This is a genomic window from Aeromicrobium sp. (assembly GCF_036676885.1).
In the GTDB taxonomy this organism is placed as follows: Bacteria; Actinomycetota; Actinomycetes; order Propionibacteriales; family Nocardioidaceae; genus Aeromicrobium.
The window spans coordinates 1-19,601 of record NZ_JAKFCB010000339.1 but is presented as its reverse complement, the minus strand read 5'-3'; the positions used below and the strand labels follow the sequence as shown (position 1 = coordinate 19,601).

19 protein-coding genes are annotated in these 19,601 nt (G+C 69.5%); 12 read left to right on the top strand and 7 right to left on the bottom strand.

The features are described 5' to 3' along the window. Window positions 1-9: 9 nt before the first annotated feature. The 3 genes from ligA (at window position 10) to V6M46_RS15885 (ending at window position 3,948) form a co-directional block, all read left to right on the top strand. Window positions 10-2,094, top strand: a complete 2,085-nt coding sequence (gene ligA, locus V6M46_RS15895; RefSeq protein WP_332666834.1) for an NAD-dependent DNA ligase LigA — start codon at window positions 10-12, stop codon at window positions 2,092-2,094. 16 nt (window positions 2,095-2,110) lie between these two features. Beyond that, entirely contained in the window at window positions 2,111-2,365 is a 255-nt protein-coding gene (locus tag V6M46_RS15890) for a DUF1272 domain-containing protein (RefSeq protein WP_332666831.1), read from the top strand. Window positions 2,366-2,526: 161 nt separating this feature from the next. Further along, window positions 2,527-3,948, top strand: coding sequence for a M1 family metallopeptidase (locus V6M46_RS15885; RefSeq protein WP_332666829.1), 1,422 nt, complete (start codon window positions 2,527-2,529; stop codon window positions 3,946-3,948). 15 nt (window positions 3,949-3,963) lie between these two features. Here the strand turns inward: V6M46_RS15885 and V6M46_RS15880 are convergent, their stop codons facing one another. After that, a complete protein-coding gene (locus tag V6M46_RS15880; RefSeq protein ID WP_332666828.1) occupies window positions 3,964-4,410 on the bottom strand; it encodes an iron chaperone in 447 nt (148 codons plus the stop codon). Between the two features lie 206 nt (window positions 4,411-4,616). On the opposite strand from V6M46_RS15880, the gene V6M46_RS15875 reads away from it, so the two are divergent. Next, a complete protein-coding gene (locus tag V6M46_RS15875) occupies window positions 4,617-5,429 on the top strand; it encodes a pseudouridine synthase (RefSeq protein WP_332666833.1) in 813 nt (270 codons plus the stop codon). Window positions 5,430-5,438: 9 nt separating this feature from the next. On the opposite strand, the gene V6M46_RS15870 is transcribed toward V6M46_RS15875, so the two are convergent. From V6M46_RS15870 to V6M46_RS15860, 3 genes are read right to left on the bottom strand one after another with little or no spacing between them, the layout of a single operon-like run. After that, entirely contained in the window at window positions 5,439-5,789 is a 351-nt protein-coding gene (locus tag V6M46_RS15870) for a YrdB family protein (protein WP_332666826.1), read from the bottom strand. 10 nt (window positions 5,790-5,799) lie between these two features. After that, window positions 5,800-6,657 carry an alpha/beta fold hydrolase gene (locus V6M46_RS15865; protein ID WP_332666824.1) on the bottom strand — a complete coding sequence of 286 codons (858 nt, stop codon included), beginning with the start codon at window positions 6,655-6,657 and terminating at the stop codon, window positions 5,800-5,802. Window positions 6,658-6,701: 44 nt separating this feature from the next. Continuing rightward, window positions 6,702-7,208, bottom strand: coding sequence for a cupin domain-containing protein (locus V6M46_RS15860; RefSeq protein ID WP_332666823.1), 507 nt, complete (start codon window positions 7,206-7,208; stop codon window positions 6,702-6,704). Between the two features lie 111 nt (window positions 7,209-7,319). Between V6M46_RS15860 and V6M46_RS15855 the strand changes: the two genes are divergently transcribed. The 4 genes from V6M46_RS15855 to gatB all read left to right on the top strand — a co-directional run bounded on the left by V6M46_RS15855 (window position 7,320) and on the right by gatB (window position 11,880). Further along, window positions 7,320-8,453: a helix-turn-helix transcriptional regulator gene (locus V6M46_RS15855; RefSeq protein ID WP_332666821.1), complete on the top strand. Its 1,134-nt coding sequence runs from the start codon at window positions 7,320-7,322 to the stop codon at window positions 8,451-8,453. A gap of 96 nt (window positions 8,454-8,549) precedes the next feature. Continuing rightward, on the top strand, window positions 8,550-8,858 hold the full coding sequence (gatC, locus tag V6M46_RS15850; protein ID WP_332666819.1) for an Asp-tRNA(Asn)/Glu-tRNA(Gln) amidotransferase subunit GatC: 309 nt from the start codon (window positions 8,550-8,552) through the stop codon (window positions 8,856-8,858). Window positions 8,859-8,860: 2 nt separating this feature from the next. Beyond that, window positions 8,861-10,387, top strand: coding sequence for an Asp-tRNA(Asn)/Glu-tRNA(Gln) amidotransferase subunit GatA (gatA, locus tag V6M46_RS15845; RefSeq protein WP_332666817.1), 1,527 nt, complete (start codon window positions 8,861-8,863; stop codon window positions 10,385-10,387). Then, complete coding sequence (gene gatB, locus V6M46_RS15840) at window positions 10,384-11,880, top strand: Asp-tRNA(Asn)/Glu-tRNA(Gln) amidotransferase subunit GatB (protein ID WP_332666815.1); 1,497 nt, start codon at window positions 10,384-10,386, stop codon at window positions 11,878-11,880. The genes gatA and gatB overlap by 4 nt, the downstream gene beginning before the upstream one ends. Window positions 11,881-11,889: 9 nt before the next feature. Here gatB and V6M46_RS15835 read toward each other — a convergent pair whose 3' ends face one another. Together V6M46_RS15835 and V6M46_RS15830 are read right to left on the bottom strand one after the other, a co-directional pair. Further along, window positions 11,890-12,774: an alpha/beta fold hydrolase gene (locus V6M46_RS15835; RefSeq protein WP_332666812.1), complete on the bottom strand. Its 885-nt coding sequence runs from the start codon at window positions 12,772-12,774 to the stop codon at window positions 11,890-11,892. A 45-nt stretch (window positions 12,775-12,819) separates the two neighbouring features. After that, window positions 12,820-13,671 carry an ATP-grasp domain-containing protein gene (locus tag V6M46_RS15830; protein ID WP_332666811.1) on the bottom strand — a complete coding sequence of 284 codons (852 nt, stop codon included), beginning with the start codon at window positions 13,669-13,671 and terminating at the stop codon, window positions 12,820-12,822. 100 nt (window positions 13,672-13,771) lie between these two features. On the opposite strand from V6M46_RS15830, the gene V6M46_RS15825 reads away from it, so the two are divergent. From V6M46_RS15825 to ilvD, 3 genes are all read left to right on the top strand, one after another. Next, window positions 13,772-14,413, top strand: coding sequence for a SatD family protein (locus V6M46_RS15825; protein WP_332666810.1), 642 nt, complete (start codon window positions 13,772-13,774; stop codon window positions 14,411-14,413). Beyond that, complete coding sequence (locus V6M46_RS15820; protein WP_332666808.1) at window positions 14,410-15,099, top strand: hypothetical protein; 690 nt, start codon at window positions 14,410-14,412, stop codon at window positions 15,097-15,099. The genes V6M46_RS15825 and V6M46_RS15820 overlap by 4 nt, the downstream gene beginning before the upstream one ends. 88 nt (window positions 15,100-15,187) lie before the next feature. Then, window positions 15,188-16,873 carry a dihydroxy-acid dehydratase gene (gene ilvD, locus V6M46_RS15815; RefSeq protein WP_332666807.1) on the top strand — a complete coding sequence of 562 codons (1,686 nt, stop codon included), beginning with the start codon at window positions 15,188-15,190 and terminating at the stop codon, window positions 16,871-16,873. Window positions 16,874-16,876: 3 nt separating this feature from the next. Here the strand turns inward: ilvD and V6M46_RS15810 are convergent, their stop codons facing one another. After that, window positions 16,877-18,196 carry an alpha/beta hydrolase gene (locus tag V6M46_RS15810; RefSeq protein WP_332666805.1) on the bottom strand — a complete coding sequence of 440 codons (1,320 nt, stop codon included), beginning with the start codon at window positions 18,194-18,196 and terminating at the stop codon, window positions 16,877-16,879. Window positions 18,197-18,327: 131 nt separating this feature from the next. Here V6M46_RS15810 and V6M46_RS15805 point away from each other — a divergent pair. Next, a partial coding sequence (locus V6M46_RS15805; RefSeq protein ID WP_332666803.1) for an SDR family NAD(P)-dependent oxidoreductase occupies window positions 18,328-19,601 on the top strand: 1,274 nt, incomplete at its 3' end.

Sequence of the window (19,601 nt, the reverse complement as noted above, 5' to 3'; positions counted from 1 at the left end):
GATGACGACCTGAGGCAGCGGCACAAGGAGCTCGCCGAGACGATCGAGGAGCATCGGCAGCGCTATCACCGCGACGACGCCCCGGTCATCTCCGACTACGACTACGACCAGCTGATCCGCGAGATCGAGGCCCTCGAGGAGCAGCTCCCCGAGCTCCGCACACCGGACTCGCCGACGCAGCAGGTCGGCGGCATGATCTCGTCCACGTTCGAGGCGTACGAGCACCGCGAGCGGCTCTACAGCCTCGACAACGCGTTCTCGATCGAGGAGCTCGAGAGCTGGCACGGCCGCATCCTCCGCGAGGGCGTCGACGATGCCGAGTTCCTCTGCGAGCTCAAGGTCGACGGCCTGGCGATCTCGCTGACCTACGAGGGCGGCGTCCTGACTCGCGGCGTCACGCGCGGTGACGGCCGGGTCGGCGAGGACGTCACGGCCAACGTCCGCACGATCAGCGTCATCCCGCACCGGCTGGCGGCGTCGGAGGACTACCCGATCCCCTCATACGTCGAGGTGCGCGGCGAGGTGTTCTTCCCGACCCAGGCGTTCGAGGAGTTCAACGCCGCGTGGGCCGAGTCCGGCAAGACGCCCTTCTCCAACCCGCGCAACGCCGCCGCGGGGTCGCTCCGCATGAAGGACTCGTCGATCACCGCGAGCCGGCCGCTGTCGATGGTGTGCCACGGGCTCGGCTACCGCGAGGGCTTCGAGCCCAAGCGGCAGAGCGAGGCATACGACGCGCTCAAGGGGTGGGGCCTGCCGACGAGCGACCGGGCCAAGGTGCTGCCCGACCTCGGGGCGGTCGAGGAGTTCATCGACTACTACGGCGAGCACCGCCACGACGTCATCCACGACATCGACGGCGTCGTGGTCAAGGTCGACCAGGTCAACCTCCAGCGCCGGCTCGGCTCGACGTCACGGGCACCGCGCTGGGCGATCGCGTGGAAATACCCGCCCGAGGAGGTCAACACCCGGCTGCTCGACATCCGCGTCAACGTCGGCCGCACCGGCCGGGTGACGCCCTATGGCGTCATGGAGCCCATCCGCGTCGCGGGCTCGACGGTCGAGATGGCCACGCTGCACAACCAGCACGAGGTCAAGCGCAAGGGGGTCCTGATCGGCGACATGGTCGTGCTGCGCAAGGCCGGAGACGTGATCCCCGAGATCGTCGGTCCGGTCGTTGCCCTGCGCGACGGCACCGAGCGCGAGTTCGTGATGCCGACCGAGTGCCCGTCGTGCGGCACGCCGCTGGCGCCGGCCCGCGAGGGCGACAAGGACATCCGCTGCCCCAACACCCGATCATGCCCCTCGCAGCTGCGCGAGCGGCTGACGCATGTGGGCGGCCGCGGGGCGTTCGACATCGAGGTGTTCGGCTGGGAGGGCGCCACGGCGTTGCTCGACGCCGGTGTGCTGGTCGATGAGGGCGGGCTGTTCGCGCTGACCGCCGAGCAGCTGCTGCAGGTGCCGCTCTACACCCGGGCGGCCAAGAAGTCCGAGCTCGCCGACGGAGCAGACGAACGCGTGCTCAGCGCCAACGGCATCGCGCTGCTCGACAACCTCGAGAAGGCCAAGACCCAGCCGCTGTGGCGCGTCCTCGTGGCGCTGTCGATCCGCCATGTCGGGCCCACCGCGGCTCGCGCGCTGGCCACGCACTTCGCGTCGATGGACCGCATCCGCGAGGCGTCGGTCGACGAGCTCTCCGCGGTCGACGGCGTCGGACCCACGATCGCCGAGGCCGTCGTCGAGTGGTTCGGTGTCGACTGGCACCGCGGCATCGTCGACCAGTGGCAGGCGGCCGGCGTACGCATGGCGGACGAGCGCGACGAGTCGGTGCCGCGCACCCTCGAGGGGCTCACGATCGTCGTCACCGGGTCGCTCGAGCGTTTCACCCGGGACTCGGTCAAGGAGGCGATCATCGCCCACGGCGGCAAGGCGTCGGGTTCGGTCTCCAAGAAGACCGACTACGTCGTCGTGGGGGAGTCCGCCGGTTCCAAGGCCGACAAGGCCGAGCAGCTGGGCGTACCCATGCTCGACGAGGAGGGCTTCGAGGCGCTCCTCGCCAACGGACCTGCCGAACAGCCCGCTGACGAGGCTTCCTGACGGCCATACTGTTCGCATGCTGGAGATCCGTCCCAACTGCGAGTGCTGCGATCGCGACATCGAACCCACCTCGACCGACGTCCTGATCTGCACCTACGAGTGCACCTGGTGTCGCGACTGCGCCGACAATGTCCTCCGCGGCGTGTGCCCCAACTGCGGCGGGGAGCTCGTACGCCGTCCCGTCCCGTCCGCCGTGCGGCTCGCCAGCGACCCACCCTCGACCACTCGGGTCTTCAACCCCGACTGCCTCGCCGCCCACCCCTCCCGCTGAGCTGGACGCGCGTCGACTGACGATCAGGAAGCACGAAGCTGAAGGCCGTAAGGCTCTGGCGGTCGCGTGCGCGCACCCTTATGGTGACTGCACTCGCTTCCGGACGGCGTGTCACACCGCCGGCAGCGTCGTCGATCGCACCACTGAGCGCTGGAGGATCCATGCCGTCCCGTCGTCGCACCGCACTGGCCCTCGGATCGGCGGTCGCCGCGATCGCCCTCCTGGCCGCGCCAATCAGCGCGACCGCCGAGCCGTCGCCATACACCACAGGCGCCGACGGGGCGGGGGACCCGTACTTCCCGCTCGCCGGCAACGGTGGCACCGATGTCCTGCACTACGACCTCGACCTCGACTACACGCCGGCGCCGCCGGATCCGGCGCCGATCGAGGGCCACCTCGACGGCGTCGCCACGATCGACCTCGTCCCGACTCAGAATCTCAGCCGGTTCAACCTCGACCTGCGCGGCCTCACCGCCACGGTGGTGACGGTGTCGGGCAAGCCCGCGACCTTCACGCAGACGGACAACGAGCTCGCAATCACGCCGACCAAGAAGCTCAAGGCCGGCAAGAAGACCCAGGTCGTCGTCACGTACGGCGGAACGACCACTCGGCCGACGGACATCGAAGGTGCGCTGTACGGCTGGGTCACCACCCGTGACGGCGCGATGGTGGTGAACGAGCCCGAGGGGTCGGGCACGTGGTTCCCCGTCAACGACCACCCGACCGACAAGGCGACGTACTCGTTCGAGATCACGGTGCCCGAAGGCCTCGTCGCGGTCGCCAACGGCCTGCCCAGCGATCCCGCGACCACGGTCGACGGGAAGTCGACGTGGTACTGGGACGCACCCGACCCGATGGCCGCCTATCTCGCTACGGCGAGCGTGGGCGACTACGTGGTGGACGAGTACGTCGCCGAGAACGGCACGCCGATCTTCGATGCCGTGGATCCGGCCCGGCTCGGGGCCCCGTCGGAGGACCTGGCCCTGACGAGCGACATGCTCGTGTTCTTCGAGAGCCTCTACGGGCCGTACCCCTTCAATTCCTACGGGGCCATCGTCGATGACGACTCGGTCGGCTACGCACTCGAGACCCAGACCCGCTCGTTCTTCTCGCGGACCGCATCCGAGGGGACGGTCGCGCACGAGCTCGCCCACCAATGGATGGGCAACCACGTGAGCCCTCACCGGTGGGCGGACATCTGGCTCAACGAGGGCTGGGCAACGTACTCGACGTGGATGTGGACCGAGCATCGGGGCGGCGACACGGCCCAGGTGTCCTTCGCCGACTACCTCACGATCCCCGCCGATGACCCCGAGTGGGATCTCGCCATCGCCGACCCGGGGCCGCTCGGACTCTTCGCGAACCCCGTCTACGACCGCGGCGCCGCGACCCTGCACGCGCTGCGGGTGAAGATCGGCGACGAGGAGTTCTTCGAGCTGGCGCAGACGTGGGTGGAGCGGTTCGGGGGCGGCACGGCCTCGACGGCGGACTTCATCGCCCTGTCGGAGGAGGTGTCGGGCCAGGACCTCGAGGCGTTCTTCGACGCATGGATCTACACGCCTGAGAAGCCGGTCAGCTGGTAGGCGAATCGGGCCGGATCACCCTGCGGCCTGCTTGACGAGGGCGGTGAGCTTCTTCTCGATACCGGGGTTCATCGCGATGACGGCGAACGCCGTCGGCCACATGTCGCCGTCATCGAGCTGCGCCCACTCGTTGAACCCGACCTCGGCGTACCGCACCTTGAACTTCGCGGCGGGCTTGAAGAACACGACGACCTTGCCGTCCCGTGCATAGGCAGGCATGCCGTACCAGGTCTTCGGCGCGAGGTCGGGGGCGTGCTCCTTGACGATGTCGTACAGCTTCTCGGCGATGACCCGGTCGGCCTCGGGCATCGCCGCGATCGCGTCGCGCACAGCCTTGTCGTCGGCCTCGGCCTTCTTGGCGGCCGAACCTCCACGAGCGGCGCCCTTGAGCTCAGACGCGCGATCCTTCATCGCGGCGCGCTCCTCTTCGGTGAATCCTTCGTACGATGCGTTCTTGGCCATGGTTCCTGTCCTTCCGGTGAGTGGGTATGTCGCCGAGCGTAGGGTCGGCGCGGCGTCCATCGCTTCTTGATTCCTGACCGGATCGGCTGGGCCCGTAACATCGAGAGGTGCCTCCTCGCTCTCCGCTGCCGCCGCGACACGGGCTGGGCGCGGCCTGGTTGCGTACGCCCGACCGCGACAAACCGCGGCCCGATCCGTGGCCGACGATGGGCGCCTGGCTGCGTGACCGGCTGCCCGAACGGGTCGACGTCGCCCGGATGCTGGCGGATGAGCGTTTCGTCTACGACACCGGCAACGCCGTCGACGAGGACCATGCCTACGCGCCGCACACCTTCGTGTGGTTCCACCGCGATCTGCCCGACGAGGTCGACGTGCCCGGCGAGATCCACGTGCTCCACCGGGACGACCGGCTCGTCGTGGTCGACAAGCCGGCGTTCCTCTCCTCCATCCCGCGCGGCCGGCACGTACGGCAGAGCGTCGTCGTACGCCTGCGCGACGAGCTGGGGCTGCCCGAGCTGTCGCCCTTGCACCGGCTGGATCGCGTGACCTCCGGCCTGTTGCTGCTGGCGACCGAGCGGCGGTGGCGAGGTGCTTACCAGACGCTGTTCCAGGAGGGCGAGGTCCGCAAGACGTACCGGGCGCTCGCCCCGGTGCGGTCCGGGCTCGAGCTGCCGGTGGTCGTGCGTGACCACATCACGAAGCGTCGCGGCACCTGGCAGTCCGAGGTCGTCCCGGACGCCCCGGTCAACGCCGAGACCCTGGTCGAGCTCGAGTCGCGGCTGGGCGAAGCCGGCGTCTACCGGCTGACCCCACGCACCGGCCGGACGCACCAGCTGCGCCTGCACATGCACGGGCTCGGCATCCCGATCGTCGACGACCCGCTCTACCCGACCGTGCACGACATCGCGGTCGACGACTTCAGCCGGCCACTGCAGCTGCTGGCCGCCGAGCTCGAGCTCACGGACCCGTTCGACGGCAAGAACCGCCGATTCGAGAGCGTACGCTCACTGCCGCTCTGAACCAGCGGCTCAGGGATCGGCGCGGATGCGGGCGGCGAACGCGATGATCGAGACGATGGCGAAGCCGATGCCCCACCAGACCAGCCCGCCGGCAGCCGCATACAGCGCGACGGTCACGAACAGCATGACCTGCACGATGAACCGTGTGGGATTGACCAGACGCTTGTCCGAGGTCGGTGCCATCCACTGGGCCCAGATGCCGATCGCGACGAATGCGAGGAATCCGCCCAGCGCCCACCCCCGCCATCCGTCGACCATTCCGCGGCCGGCGGCCACGAGCAGCGCGATCATCGCGAGCTCGCACACGAACGCGAGCAGATCCCATGGTCCGACGTCCTGAGGTCGCTGCGGAGGAGGCATGCGCAGCAGCCTAGGGCGTGGCAGACACGCCCTGGATCCCGACTCGCTTGATGATGCTGGCGGCCAGCTCGGCGGGCCGCTCGTCGAGCAGCCAGTGACTCGCGCCCTCGAAGATCTCGAGCTCGTACGGCCCACTCATCCACCGGTGATTGATCTCCGCACCCTTGCGGCCCAGCGCCACGTCGTCATCGCTCCACACGTACGTCGTGGGCACGGTGATCTTCTTGCCGAGCTGCCCGCCAGGAGCGCGGAAGATCGAGCGGTAGTAGCCGAGCCCGCCCCGCAGGGCGCCGTGGTCGACGATCTCGGTGTGGAACCGCTTGACCATCTCGCGGCTCATCCCGCCCCTGCGGAGCGAGGCATCGGCACGGCCGCTGGCGAGCATGCGTTCAGGCAGGACCGGGAGCTGGAACAGCGCCATGTAGTACGACTTCAGGGCTTGGCGGCTGGTCAGCAAGGACCGCACGAATGCTGCCGGGTGGGCCACCGAGGCCGCGGTCAAGGTCGCGAGCCGGTCTGGGTGCCTGCCCGCCACGGACCAGGCGACGGCCGCGCCCCAGTCGTGGCCCACCAGGTGCACACGCGGTGCGCCGATCGCGTCGATCAGCGCCACGACGTCCGACACCAGAGCCGCCATGCCGTAGGCGAACCGTGACGTGGGCCGAGCTCCGGGGGAGTAGCCCCGCTGGTCCAGCGCGTACGTACGCAGGCCTCGCTCGTGCAGGTGCTCCGCGACGGTGTTCCATGACGAGGCCCGCTGCGGGAACCCGTGCAGGAGCACGACGGGGACTCCGTCGAGCGGGCCGCTGTCGATGACGTCGAACGTGTAGGGGCCGTTGCGGAACTGGGTCAGCCGTGGTTCGGTCACCCCTGCATCCTCCCAGAGAACGTGATTATCCGGACGGCCGGCCCTCAGAAGCTCAGGCCGTGGCGCTCCATGAGCGGGCCGGTGGCGTCGAGGTCGATGTCACAGCCGTACCTCGCGGCCAGGGAGGCCATCTCCTCCGGTTCGGGCTCGTGGGTCATGAGATCGAGCACCTTGAAGAGCTCCTCCAGACCGCCCGGACAGATGATCTCCAGGACTCGCGCGGGCGCATCTCCCGCGTTCCAGAACGTGTGCCACTGATCGCGGGGCTTGAAGACCAGGTCGCCGACGCCGGGGAACACCTCCTGCTCGCCAAGCAGGATGCCGGGCCGCCCCTCGAGCACGAAGGTGTACTCGTCCTCGCGAGAGTGGCGGTGCACGGGGGCAGCGAGCGATCGGGGTGCCATCAAGTGCTCGACGAGCGAGAAGCCGCCGCCGGAGTCCGTCGCATCGACCATGAAGCGGTCCCTCACCCCGTCAGGTGAGCCGAGCGTCTGCCCGTCGTGCGGTCCGAGTATGCGGGCCAGCGCGCCGCGTTCCGTGTGCGTCGTCATCGTCGTCTCCTCAGGTGGGTCGGTCGATCTCGACGGTAGGGTCGGCGGCCCGCCCCTGCCCATTCCACAAAAGTGGTAGGTGCTGGGCGTCGGCACGCCTAGCCTGATGAGATGAACGGGTACGCCAAGGAGCGGGCTGTCGATCGCCTCGTGCGGCTCTCCGGCCAGGGTCTCGACCTGGTGTCGTTCTGGCGCGCCGCGTCGGAGGTGTTCGCCACGGCGGTCCCGCACTACATGGCGCCGTGCTGGTACACCATGGATCCGGCATCGTTGCTGGTCACCAGCCATTTCAGTGAGGACGTCCCCGAGGTGCCGCCGGAGTGGCTCGCGGCGGAGTACTACGAGGACGACGTCAACAAGCTCGCCGATGTGGCGCGCTCCGCACGCGGGGTCTCGACGCTTCTCGAGGCCACCGGAGGCAACCCGGCCAGCAGCCCGCGCTGGCACGAGAACATGGTCTATGGCGGGGACCAGGAGCTGATCGCGGCGCTGCGCTCGGACCGCGGCGCGGTGTGGGGAGCGCTCGGTCTCTACCGAGAGGTTGGCCAGCCGTCGTTCGATGCCGATGACTTCGCGTTCATCCAGACGGTCTCGCCGCTGCTGGCCGAAGGGGCGCGCCGCGCGCTGCTGGTGGGCCAGGCGACCGACCCTGAGTCGCCAGACGGCCCGGGCCTGATCGTCCTCACCGACAGGTGGGAGGTCGACTCGATGACCCCGGGGGTGGCGCGTTGGCTGTCGGACCTGCCTGACGGGGACTGGGACGCCGGGATCCTGCCGCACGCGGTGCTGGCGGTTGCCGGACAGGCCCTCCGTCAGGCCGACCGACCCGAGGCGCCTGCCGCAGTGTCACGCGTGCTGGCGAAGTCCGGCGTCTGGATCGTCCTGCACGGGGCCACCCTCGTCACGGACGGCCCTCGCCGGGTGGCGGTCATCGCCGAGCCTGCGCATCCGGCGCGGATCGCCTCGCTGCTCATGGCGGCGTACGGGCTCACCGATCGCGAGCAGGACGTCACCCGGCTCGTCCTCAAGGGCGACGCGACGACCGAGATCTCGACAGCACTCCGGGTTTCGACACAGACCGTGCAGCAGCATCTCAAGAGCGTGTTCGACAAGACCGGCGTGCATAGTCGCCGCGACCTCGTCGGCAAGGTGTTCTTCTCTCACTACGAGCCGAGGGTCCGCGACAACGAGAGTCGCGCCCTGGGCGCCCGACCGCTGCGCGGGGAACCGCTCGCTCGCGCCTGAGCCGGTGGGCGTACGCGCGATGGTCGCCCCGGGCGGAGCGCGCCGCGGTGGTCACTAGGATGGATCGGTACCCCTCCTCCACCCGCAAGGATCCGTATGTCTGAGCCCGTCAAGGGTATTTCGCGAGCTGACGTCAGCCATCTGGCCGGCCTCGCCCGCATCGACCTCAGTGAGGCCGAGCTCGACCACCTCGCCGCCGAGCTGCCCGCCATCCTCGAGCACGTCGCGGTCGTCCAGCAGGCCGCCGGCGACGACGTCGAGGCCATGAGCCACCCCCTGCCGGTCAACAACGTCTTCCGCGAGGACGTCGTCGTCCCGTGCCTGACGCCCGAAGAGGCGCTCGCCGGCGCCCCGGCGTCCGACCAGCAGCGCTTCCTCGTCCCCAAGATCCTCGGGGAGGACTGAACATGACTGATCTGACCCGCCTCAGCGCCGCGGAGCTCGCGGCCAGGCTCACCCGCAAGGAGGTCTCGAGCGTCGAGGCCACCCAGGCCCAGCTCGACCGCATCGCGGCGGTCGACGGCGACATCCACGCGTTCCTGCATGTCGACGCCGAAGGTGCGCTCGCGACGGCCGCCGACATCGACGCCCGCCGCGCGGCCGGCGAAGGGCTGCACGGACTCGCCGGCGTACCCATCGCGGTCAAGGACATCGTCGCGACCAAGGGCATGCCCACGACGTGCGGCTCCAGGATCCTCGACGGCTGGATCCCGCCCTACGACGCGACCATCACGCAGCGCATCAAGGCCGCGGGCCTGCCGATCCTCGGCAAGACCAACATGGACGAGTTCGCGATGGGCTCGTCGACCGAGCACTCGGCGTACGGTCCCACCCGCAACCCGTGGGACCGCACCCGCATCCCCGGCGGCTCGGGAGGCGGCTCGGCCGCTGCCGTCGCCGCGTACGAGGCCGCCCTCGCGATCGGCACCGACACCGGCGGCTCGATCCGCCAGCCCGGCGCCCTGACCGGCACGGTCGGCGTCAAGCCGACCTACGGAGGCGTCAGCCGCTACGGCCTCGTGGCGCTCGCCAGCAGCCTCGACCAGGCCGGGCCCGTCACGCGTACGGTCCTCGACGCCGCGCTGCTGCACGAGCTCATGGGCGGCCACGACCCGATGGACTCGACCAGCATCGACGCGCCCGCACCGCTCGTGGTGTCGGCCGCCCGCCGCGCCGACGTCAAGGGACTCAGGATCGGCATCGTCTCTGAACTGAATGGTGGGGGCATGGGCGTCGAGGGCTTCCAGCCCGGCGTCATGTCGCGATTCCACGAGGCCGTCGAGCTGCTGACCTCCGCAGGCGCCGAGGTCGTCGAGGTGTCGCTCCCGAGCCTTGAGTACGCCCTGGCGGCCTACTACCTCGTGATGCCGAGCGAGGCGAGCAGCAACCTGGCCCGCTTCGACGCGATGCGTTACGGCGTACGTGTGCCGCCGGCCGGTGCCGACGACCCCAGCGCCGAGCAGGTCATGGCCTCGAGCCGTGACGCCGGCTTCGGTGACGAGGTCAAGCGCCGCATCATCGTCGGCACCTACGCCTTGTCGAGTGGCTACTACGAGGCCTACTACGGCTCGGCCCAGAAGGTACGTACGCTGCTCGCCCGCGACTTCGCGTCGGCGTTCGAGCAGGTCGACGTGCTGGTCTCGCCGACCTCGCCGACGACGGCGTGGACGCTCGGTGACAAGCTCGACGACCCGCTGTCGATGTACCTCCAGGACGTCGCCACGATCCCGGCCAACCTGGCCGGCATCCCCGGCCTGTCGCTGCCCGTGGGGCTCGCGGAGGAGGACGGCCTGCCGGTCGGCCTGCAGTTCCTCGCGCCGCAGAAGGCCGACGACCGGCTCTACAACGCCGCCGCTGCCCTCGAGAAGCTGCTCGAGGACAAGTGGGGCGGCCCCATGCTTGCCCAGGCACCCGATCTGGAGGTAGCGCGATGACCACCGAGACGCTGGTTCCCGTCGACGACGCCCTGACCCGCTACGACCCGGTCATGGGCCTCGAGATCCACATCGAGCTCAACACCGCGACGAAGATGTTCTGCGGCTGCCCGACCGAGTTCGGCGCCGCGCCCAACACCCAGGTGTGCCCGGTGTGCCTGGCGCTGCCCGGGGCGCTGCCGGTCGTCAACGCCAAGGCGATCGAGTCGGCGATCCGCATCGGCCTCGCGCTCAACTGCGAGATCGCCGAGTGGTGCCGGTTCGCGCGCAAGAACTACTTCTACCCGGACATGCCCAAGAACTTCCAGACCTCGCAGTACGACGAGCCCATCGCGTTCGATGGGCACGTCGACGTCGAGGTCGACGGCGAGACCTACCGGATCGAGATCGAGCGGGCGCACATGGAGGAGGACACCGGCAAGTCGCTGCACGTGGGCGGCTCGACGGGCCGCATCCACGGTGCTGACTTCTCGCTGGTCGACTACAACCGCGCCGGCATCCCGCTGATCGAGATCGTGACCCGCACGATTGAGGTTCCCGGCGACAAGGCTCCCGCGGTCGCCCGGGCGTACGTCTCCTATGTGCGCGACCTAATCGGCGGGCTGGGCGTCTCGGACGTACGCATGGACCAGGGGTCGCTGCGTGCCGACGTCAACCTCTCGCTCAAGCCCAAGGGCTCGACGACGCTGGGCACCCGCTCGGAGACCAAGAACGTCAACTCGTTCCGCTCGGTCGAGCGCGCCGTCCGCTACGAGATCTCGCGCCACGCGGGCATCCTCGACGCGGGTGGCTCGGTGCTCCAGGAGACCCGCCACTTCCACGAGGACACCGGCACGACGTCATCGGGTCGCGAGAAGTCCGACGCCGACGACTACCGCTACTTCCCCGAGCCCGACCTCGCGCCGGTCTCGCCGTCGCGTGAGTGGGTCGAAGAGCTGCGGGCCACGCTGCCCGAGCCGCCGGCCGTACGCCGTGCGCGTCTGCAGACCGACTGGGGCTTCACCGACCTGGAGATGCGCGACACGATCGGCGCCGGAGCGCTCCAGGTCGTCGCCGAGACGATCGAGGCCGGCGCGTCGCCGCAGGCCGCCCGCAAGTGGTGGCTCGGCGAAATGGCTCGACGTGCCAACGAGCAGGGCGCCGATCTGGACGCCCTCGGCATCACCCCGTTGCAGGTCGCCGAGATCCAGGCACTGATCGACGCCGGCCGGATCAACGACAAGCTGGCCCGCTCGGTGTTCGACGGCGTCATCGCCGGTGAGGGCACTCCCGAGGAGGTCATCGTCGGGCGCAAGCTCGAGGTCGTCTCCGACGACGGTGCGCTCGGCGAAGCGGTCGACCGCGCAATCGCGGGTGACCCCGACGCGGCGCAGAAGATCCGCGACGGCAAGCAGGCTGCCGCGGGCGCGCTGATCGGGGCCGTCATGAAGGAGATGCGCGGCCAGGCCGACGCCGGCCGGGTCCGCGAGCTGATCCTCGAAAAGCTGACCTGACAGCGGGGTTCAGCTCGTACGTGCGATCAGGTGCTTGAGCTCGTCGAGCACGACGTCGGGGAACTCGATCGGGATGAAATGCGTGGCGTCGAGCTCGCGGAACCGTGACTCCACGAGTCGTTCGGACGCCGAGAGCATGTCGCGCGCGCCGGTCAACATGTCCCACTTGCCGGCGATGAACGTCACCGGAACGGTGATGTTCGACAGCGAGACGCGTCGGTGCTCCGACACCCCGAGGGCGAGCTTGGCGTACCAGGACGGATGCGTCGTGCAGAACTCCTGCATCAGCGTCCGCAGCTCGGCGGTGTCGGCCGCCGGGTTGATCATCCGCGTCATCCGGAGCATGTTGGCCGTCGCGTTGGTCCACGGGATCCGCCGGGTCAGCGGCGCCAGCGCACGCCCGGACACCGATGCCGTGCGCGCGAGGCCGACCATGAGCTGCTTCGACACCACCGGCGGCATGCGCAGGGGAGCCAGCATCGTGGCGAACGTGTTGCCGGGGACCCCCGCCACAGCGAGGATGCCCTTGACGCGCTCGGGATGACGACCAGCCAGCTCGAACGCGATCGTGACACCCGCCGACCAGGCCGCGACGACCGCAGAGTCGATGCCGGCGTCGTCCATCACCGCGAGCGCGTCCTCGATGAACGCGTCGAGGTCGACCCGGCCGTTCGCCGGTCGCTCCGAGCCGCCGACACCGCGGTGGTTCCACGACACGACGTGCACGCCGCAGTCGGGCCGCAGGAGTGCGGGCCAGGCGTGCGGGTTCGTGCCGAGGCCGTTCGACAGGAAGACCGTCGGCCCCTCGGCGTCATTCGTCCACGCCCTGAGGCGGGTGCCGTCGGCGCTCTCGACGTCGTAGTAGCGGACGAAGGCGGCCGTGGGTGGCTTCACAAGCGCTGATTGTCCACGGCCGTGGGTCCGGCCGCAATCGATTCGTCAGATGCGTGCGGCGACGGCGTCGACGAGCCGTCCGGCGCCGCCGTCGGCCAGCACCAGGAAGAGGTACGGCTCGGTGAGCTCGAGCTCGATGACCAGCGGCGATCCGTCGGCGCCGGTCACCAGGTCGACCCGGGCATACAGGAGGTCGGCGGGGTGTCCGAGGACCTCGTCGACCGCCGCCAGGGCGGCAGCCGCGACCTCGTGCTGGGCCGGGGTCGGCGTGCGTACCTGGTTCTCGCCGCGGCCGTCACGATCCTGGCGGATGCCCTCGCCGCGGGCCAGGATGGGGCCCTTGCGGATCGCATGGGAGAACTCGCCGCCGAAGAACAGCATCGCGGTCTCGCCCTCCTCGTCGACCGACGAGACGTAGGGCTGCGTCATCGACGTACGCCCGGCGCCGACGAGAGCGGCGCTGTGGGCGTAGACATCGGCGGGGGACTCCCACCGTGCGGTGTCCATCGACCCGGCCGAGACCGTGGGCTTGACGACCCACTCGGCATGGTCGCCGATGTCCTCGCCGTCGGCGATGTTCCAGCGGGTCTCGATGATCGGCACTCCGGCGGCCTCGATCTGCCGGAGGTAGACCTTGTCGGTGTTCCAGGCCAGCACCTCGGGGCTGTTGTGGAGGCGGGGGACCGATCCTGCCCAGTCCAGGAACTCGTCGCGTCGTGTGGTGTAGTTCCAGCAGGACCGCACGACCACGGCGTCGTACGCCTTCCAGTCCACTGCAGGGTCGTCCCAGATCGTGATCTCGGCATCGATGCCGCGCTCGCGGGCGGCTTCTAGAAGGAGCGGCAGGTCGGCGTCGCGGTCCAGGGCGATGGGGCTGCTGACGAACGTGATGGTCACGGCTCCACCCTAGGCAGCCGGGCGGAGCCGGCGACTGCCGACCCGCACGGGCGTAGATCATGGCTTATATCACAGTGAGTTCAGTGATAGCCTTATATCCATGACCGAGCACGCAGGCATCGCCGTCATCGTGGACCTCGTCGGTTCCCGCCGACAGGTCGACCGCGCCGCCGCCCAGCAGCACCTGGTCGACGCCCTTGCGGAGGTCAACGCCGATGTTCCAGCACTGCAGCCGCTTGCGCCCACGATCGGGGACGAGAGCCAGGGAGCATACGCCGATCTGTCGGGGGCGCTGCTGGCCACCCTGCTCCTGCGATTGGCCCTGCCGCACCCGCTCGACTGCCGCTTCGGCCTGGGCGCGGGCACGTGGCAATTCGTCGGCAGCAGCGACTACGGTCATATGCAGGACGGTCCCGCGTGGTGGGCGGCCCGTGACGCCATCGTCGAGGCCAAGGCCCGTGAGGTGCGGCGGCACAGGTCGTTGCGCAGCTGGTACGGCGTGGCCGAGGGGAGAGCGGCGGACTTCCCGCCGACCGGCCTCACGAATGCCTTGTTGATGTGCCGCGACGAGATTGTGAGCGGCATGAACGACCGGAGCCGGCGACTCGCGCTGGGACTGCTGAAGGGACGGACACAAGTGGAGCTTGCCAAGGCGGAGGGCATCTCGCAGTCAGCGGTGTCCCAGAACCTCCAGCGCAACGGCGCCTTCGCGCTGCTCGGCACGACCGAGGTCCTGCGTTGATCCTGCTCGCAGCCCTCCTCCTTGCGCTCGGCCTCGCCGACTTCGCACGTCCCCAGGACCGCCCGGCCGATCGACGTGCGCTCGTGCGTGCGTCGGTCGTCGGCGCTGCGGTCGTCGTGCTCGTCCTGTGGGGCACCGGCGTCGACTGGTGGTGGGCGCCGATCGGCATCGCCGCGGTCATCGCCTGGGCGGCCTCGACACCGGTCGACCGGGCATACCCCTGGCCCTTGGTCGGACTGGGCCTCGTGGTGGCCGCGATCCTGGCCGGCAGCGCTGAGCTGCCGGCGCCCGACGGCTGGCTCACCGACTGGTACGACTCGCTCGAGCTCGAGGCATTGCGGGGCATCTCGTTCGAGCGCTTCGCCCTGGCCGTCGGCTGCCTGGTGTTCCTGGTCGAGTCGGCCAACATCATCGTGCGGATGGTCCTCGCCGGCACCGACGCCGGGGTCATGGCGAGCGAGCAGACGCTCAAGGGTGGCCGGGTGCTCGGGCCGATCGAGCGGATCTTCATCTTCGCGATGGCGCTCTCGGGCCAGTTCGCCGCACTGACCGCTGTCGTCGCGGCCAAGGGCATCCTCCGATTCCCCGAGATCTCCCGCGACGTCGCGGGCCGCAAGGCCGAGTACGTCCTGGTGGGCAGCTTCGTGAGCTGGGCCGTCGCCCTGATCTTCGTGCCGTTGCTGTAGCGCAGGACTGATATCGGCCGCAATCAAGCCCGTGGCTGATACCGGTCCTGCTCGACGGGCGTCACGGACTGAGCCGTAATCTTGGGGCATGGCCTCCGAGAACCAGATCGACATCAAGCCCCGCAGCCGCACCGTCACCGATGGCCTCGAGGCCACCGCGTCGCGAGGCATGCTCCGCGCGGTCGGCATGGGCGACGACGACTGGGCGAAGCCCCAGATCGGTGTCGCGTCCAGCTGGAACGAGATCACCCCGTGCAACCTCTCCCTCGACCGCCTCGCCAAGGCCGTCAAGACCGGTGTGCACAGCGGCGGCGGCTATCCGCTCGAGTTCGGCACGATCTCGGTCTCTGACGGCATCTCGATGGGCCACGAGGGCATGCACTTCTCGCTGGTGAGCCGCGAGATCATCGCCGACTCGGTCGAGACCGTCATGATGGCCGAGCGCCTCGACGGCTCGGTCCTGCTCGCCGGTTGCGACAAGAGCCTGCCGGGCATGCTCATGGCCGCTGCCCGGCTCGACCTGTCGAGCGTGTTCCTCTACGCCGGCTCGATCATGCCAGGCAACGTCGACGGCAAGGACGTCACGATCATCGACGCGTTCGAGGCGGTCGGTGCGTGCATCAAGGGCCTCATCACCCGCGAGCAGGTCGACAAGATCGAGCGTGCCATCTGCCCCGGCGAGGGTGCCTGTGGCGGCATGTTCACCGCCAACACCATGGCGACTGCCGCTGAAGCGCTGGGCATGAGCCTGCCCGGCTCGGCCGCCCCGCCGGCGATCGACAGCCGGCGCGACGAGTTCGCGGTCGCCTCCGGCGAAGCCGTCGTCGAGCTGCTTCGCAAGGGGATCACGGCACGACAGATCATGACCAAGGAGGCCTTCGAGAACGCGATCACCGTGACGATGGCGCTCGGCGGTTCGACCAACGCGGTGCTCCACCTGCTCGCGATCGCCCGCGAGGCCGAGGTCGACCTGACGCTCGAGGACTTCAACCGCATCGGCGACAAGGTGCCGCACCTGGGCGACCTCAAGCCGTTCGGCCGCTACGTCATGAACGACGTCGACAAGGCTGGTGGCACCGCCGTCATCATGAAGGCGTTGCTCGACGCCGGGCTGATGCACGGTGACTGCATGACCGTCACCGGCAAGACCATGGCTGAGAACCTCGCGGGCATCACCGAGAAGCTCGACGGCGACGTCATCCGGACGATGGACCGCCCGATCCACAGGACCGGCGGCCTCACGATCCTCAAGGGTTCACTCGCTCCCGACGGTGCGGTCGTCAAGAGCGCCGGCTTCGACTCCGACGTCTTCCGCGGCACCGCGCGGGTCTTCGACGGCGAGCGCGCCGCGATGGATGCGCTCGAGGACGGCACGATCGTCGCCGGTGACGTCGTCGTGATCCGCAACGAGGGTCCCAAGGGTGGACCCGGCATGCGCGAGATGCTGGCGATCACGGGCGCGATCAAGGGTGCGGGGCTCGGCAAGGACGTCCTGCTGCTGACCGACGGCCGCTTCTCCGGCGGTACGACCGGACTCTGTGTCGGCCACGTCGCCCCCGAGGCCGTCGACGGCGGACCGATCGCGTTCGTCAAGGACGGCGACCCGATCGTCCTCGACATGGCCAATCGCACGCTCGAGGTCGAGGTCGAGGCTGAGGAGCTCGAGGCCCGCAAGGTCGGCTGGGAGCCCATGCCGCCCAAGTACACGACCGGTGTCCTCGCGAAGTACCGCAAGCTCGTCAGCTCCGCCGCTGACGGCGCAGTCTGCGGCTGACCGTCACGGGTGGGCCGGCAGGGCCCGGTCGAAGAAGCCGACGACCCGGCGCTCGTACTCCTCGGGGTGCGTCTGCAGGCCCTTGATGTGCTTGACGTCGTCCATCGCCCAGACCTCGGCCGAGGCGCCGATGCGGCGCGCGTACTTCGGCGACATCGTCTCCTGGTTGCCGCCGTTGGGCGCCCAGATGATGAGAGCCGGCCGCGGCGCGATGCGCGGCGCGAGGTCGACCAGGCTCGTCGGGGGCGCATCGCCGGAGAACAGTGCGGTCCCGGCAGTCAAGGCCACCATCTGGGGGAAGCCCCGGGCGAGGGTGAACCCGTCGAACTCCTGCAGCTGCTCGCTGAGGGTACGCGTCCCCGCCCCTTCGGAGACGACCGCGGTGATGTCCTTGTTGCCGGCCGCGGCCTCGAGCATGAGCTCGCCGCCGACGGAGAAGCCGATGCCGCCGATACGGCCCGGGTCCACGTCAGCGCGTTGCTTGAGGAAGTCCACTGCGGCGTCGATGTCGCGCGCGCCGCCCCAGCCCAGAAGATTGCCGTCGCCCTCGCTGGCACCTTCGCCGCGACGGTCGAACAACAGCACGCCATAGCCGTTCTTCGCGAGCATCCGCGCGTGTGCCTGGGGGCCCTTGCGCCCCGGGAAGGCGATGACGGCGGCACCGTTGCGCGACGGGATGTACCAGCCCTCGAGGTGCAGGCCGTCGCTCGTCGTGAGCGTGACGTTCTCATGCGGCGTCCCGAGGTGCGGAGTCTGGAGCTCGGCACGCGAGACGTGAGTGATGACGTAGGTGAAGCCGAAGATCGCCACGACCTGCGTCAGCACGACCACCGCGACGACGCCCTTGACGGTACGCCTGACGTACCGGCGGGCCCGACCGTCGTCCAGACGGCGAGAGCGCCACAGGGTCACCGCCGACATGGCCAGCAGCACGAGCGCGGCGACGGCGGCAACGAGGCCGGTGTAGTCGTCGTTGCGGAGCCCGACGCTCCCCAGGTGGCTGATCGGTTCGACGAGGCCGACCACGAGGCCGGTGAGGCCCGTGCTGGAGGCGATGAGCGCCCGGTTGCCGGCGCGGACCCGGTCGTACGTCCAGGCGCCGAGGCCGAGGAGACCCAGCGGGACGAGCCCGCTGACCAGGTGGTCGGCAGGCGAGACGCCGGGATTGGGCTGGAAGAAGTTGTCGTCGGCGATGTGGAGCATGACGGCTGCGGTGGCGGCGAAGAAGAGCCAGTGCCGGCGGATGACGGACTCCGGGCGTACGTGCGTCGACGGAGCCAGGTCGCCGGTCTCGGCCGGCCGGATGAGCGAGTTCATGGTCATGCCATCGACGCTAGGAGCGCGCGACCGCGCGGGACATGGCGTTGGCCGCACGTCGGGGTGAGGATGTCCGCACCTGTCCGGAGGCCAGCACGTCCTGGGCGTCGGGCCGCGCCGACTACGATGGGTGGGTCATGAGCGCTGATTCGTCCGATTTTCTCCAGGCCCAGGGCGACTCCATCGATCCCGACGAGCTGGCGGTCGCGCTGAAGGTCCTGGCCGCCGCCGAACGGCTCGCCGAGGACGATCCGGACTACGTCGCGCTGCGCCGTGCCTGCGGGAAGTTCTACAAGAACGTCAAGAAGCACCGTCGCCTCGACAAGCGCGCGCAGGTCGCTGCCGCGGACCGGGCCGTCGTCGCCGCGACCGCGACCGGATCGCCGAGACGCATCGATGACGAGACCGAGGGCCTGCCGCTCGTCTCCAACGCCGACGGTGCGACTGCGGGCACCCTGCTGGTGGCCCGGCCCTGCTACATCTGCAAGCAGAAGTACACCGTCGTCGACGCGTTCTACCACCAGCTCTGCCCGGACTGCGCCGCGCTCAACCGGTCCAAGCGGAACGCGCGTACGGACCTGACGGGCAAGCGGGCGTTGCTGACCGGAGGCCGCGCCAAGATCGGGATGTACATCGCGTTGCGGCTGCTGCGCGACGGCGCCCACACGACGATCACGACCCGCTTTCCGCACGATGCGGTGCGTCGCTTCACGGCGATGCCCGACAGCGCGGAGTGGATCGACCGGCTCCGCATCGTCGGGATCGACCTGCGCGATCCTGCCCAGGTCGTGGGGCTCGCCGACTCGGTCGCCGAGCAGGGACCCCTCGACATCCTCATCAACAACGCCGCCCAGACCGTGCGCCGTACCCCCGGGGCGTACGCGCCACTGGCAGAGGCGGAGTCCGCGCCACTGCCGGACGGGCCGCTGCCGGAGCTCCTGACGTTCGGGCACACGAGCGATGCGCATCCTGCCGCGCTCGTCGGCTCGGTGTCATCGCACCCGGTCCTGGCCCGCGACGCGCACACCGCCGAGGAGCTGACCTCGATGGCGCTGACCGCTGGCTCGGCAGACCTCGCGCGGATCGATGCCGGCGGGCTGGTGCCCGACACGGTCGACGTCAACAGCTGGACCCAGCGCGTGCACGAGGTCGATGCGCTCGAGCTGCTCGAGGTCCAGCTCTGCAACACCACGGCACCGTTCATCCTGGTGAGCCGGTTGCGGCCCTCGATGGCGGCGTCGGAGTCGCGGCGCACGTACGTCGTCAACGTCTCGGCGATGGAGGGCCAGTTCAGCCGCCGCTACAAGGGGCCCGGGCATCCGCACACCAACATGGCCAAGGCCGCGCTCAACATGCTGACCCGCACCAGTGCGGGGGAGATGCTCGAGCAGGACGGCATCCTCATGACCGC

Coding starts and splice junctions, on each gene's coding strand:
- V6M46_RS15890 (WP_332666831.1), top strand. CDS start 2,111: ATGCTGGAGATCCGTCCCAACTGCGAGTGCTGCGATCGCGACATCGAA.
- V6M46_RS15885 (WP_332666829.1), top strand. CDS start 2,527: ATGCCGTCCCGTCGTCGCACCGCACTGGCCCTCGGATCGGCGGTCGCC.
- V6M46_RS15880 (WP_332666828.1), bottom strand. CDS start 4,410: ATGGCCAAGAACGCATCGTACGAAGGATTCACCGAAGAGGAGCGCGCC.
- V6M46_RS15875 (WP_332666833.1), top strand. CDS start 4,617: ATGGGCGCCTGGCTGCGTGACCGGCTGCCCGAACGGGTCGACGTCGCC.
- V6M46_RS15870 (WP_332666826.1), bottom strand. CDS start 5,789: ATGCCTCCTCCGCAGCGACCTCAGGACGTCGGACCATGGGATCTGCTC.
- V6M46_RS15860 (WP_332666823.1), bottom strand. CDS start 7,208: ATGACGACGCACACGGAACGCGGCGCGCTGGCCCGCATACTCGGACCG.
- V6M46_RS15855 (WP_332666821.1), top strand. CDS start 7,320: ATGAACGGGTACGCCAAGGAGCGGGCTGTCGATCGCCTCGTGCGGCTC.
- gatC (WP_332666819.1), top strand. CDS start 8,550: ATGTCTGAGCCCGTCAAGGGTATTTCGCGAGCTGACGTCAGCCATCTG.
- gatA (WP_332666817.1), top strand. CDS start 8,861: ATGACTGATCTGACCCGCCTCAGCGCCGCGGAGCTCGCGGCCAGGCTC.
- gatB (WP_332666815.1), top strand. CDS start 10,384: ATGACCACCGAGACGCTGGTTCCCGTCGACGACGCCCTGACCCGCTAC.
- V6M46_RS15825 (WP_332666810.1), top strand. CDS start 13,772: ATGACCGAGCACGCAGGCATCGCCGTCATCGTGGACCTCGTCGGTTCC.
- ilvD (WP_332666807.1), top strand. CDS start 15,188: ATGGCCTCCGAGAACCAGATCGACATCAAGCCCCGCAGCCGCACCGTC.
- V6M46_RS15810 (WP_332666805.1), bottom strand. CDS start 18,196: ATGACCATGAACTCGCTCATCCGGCCGGCCGAGACCGGCGACCTGGCT.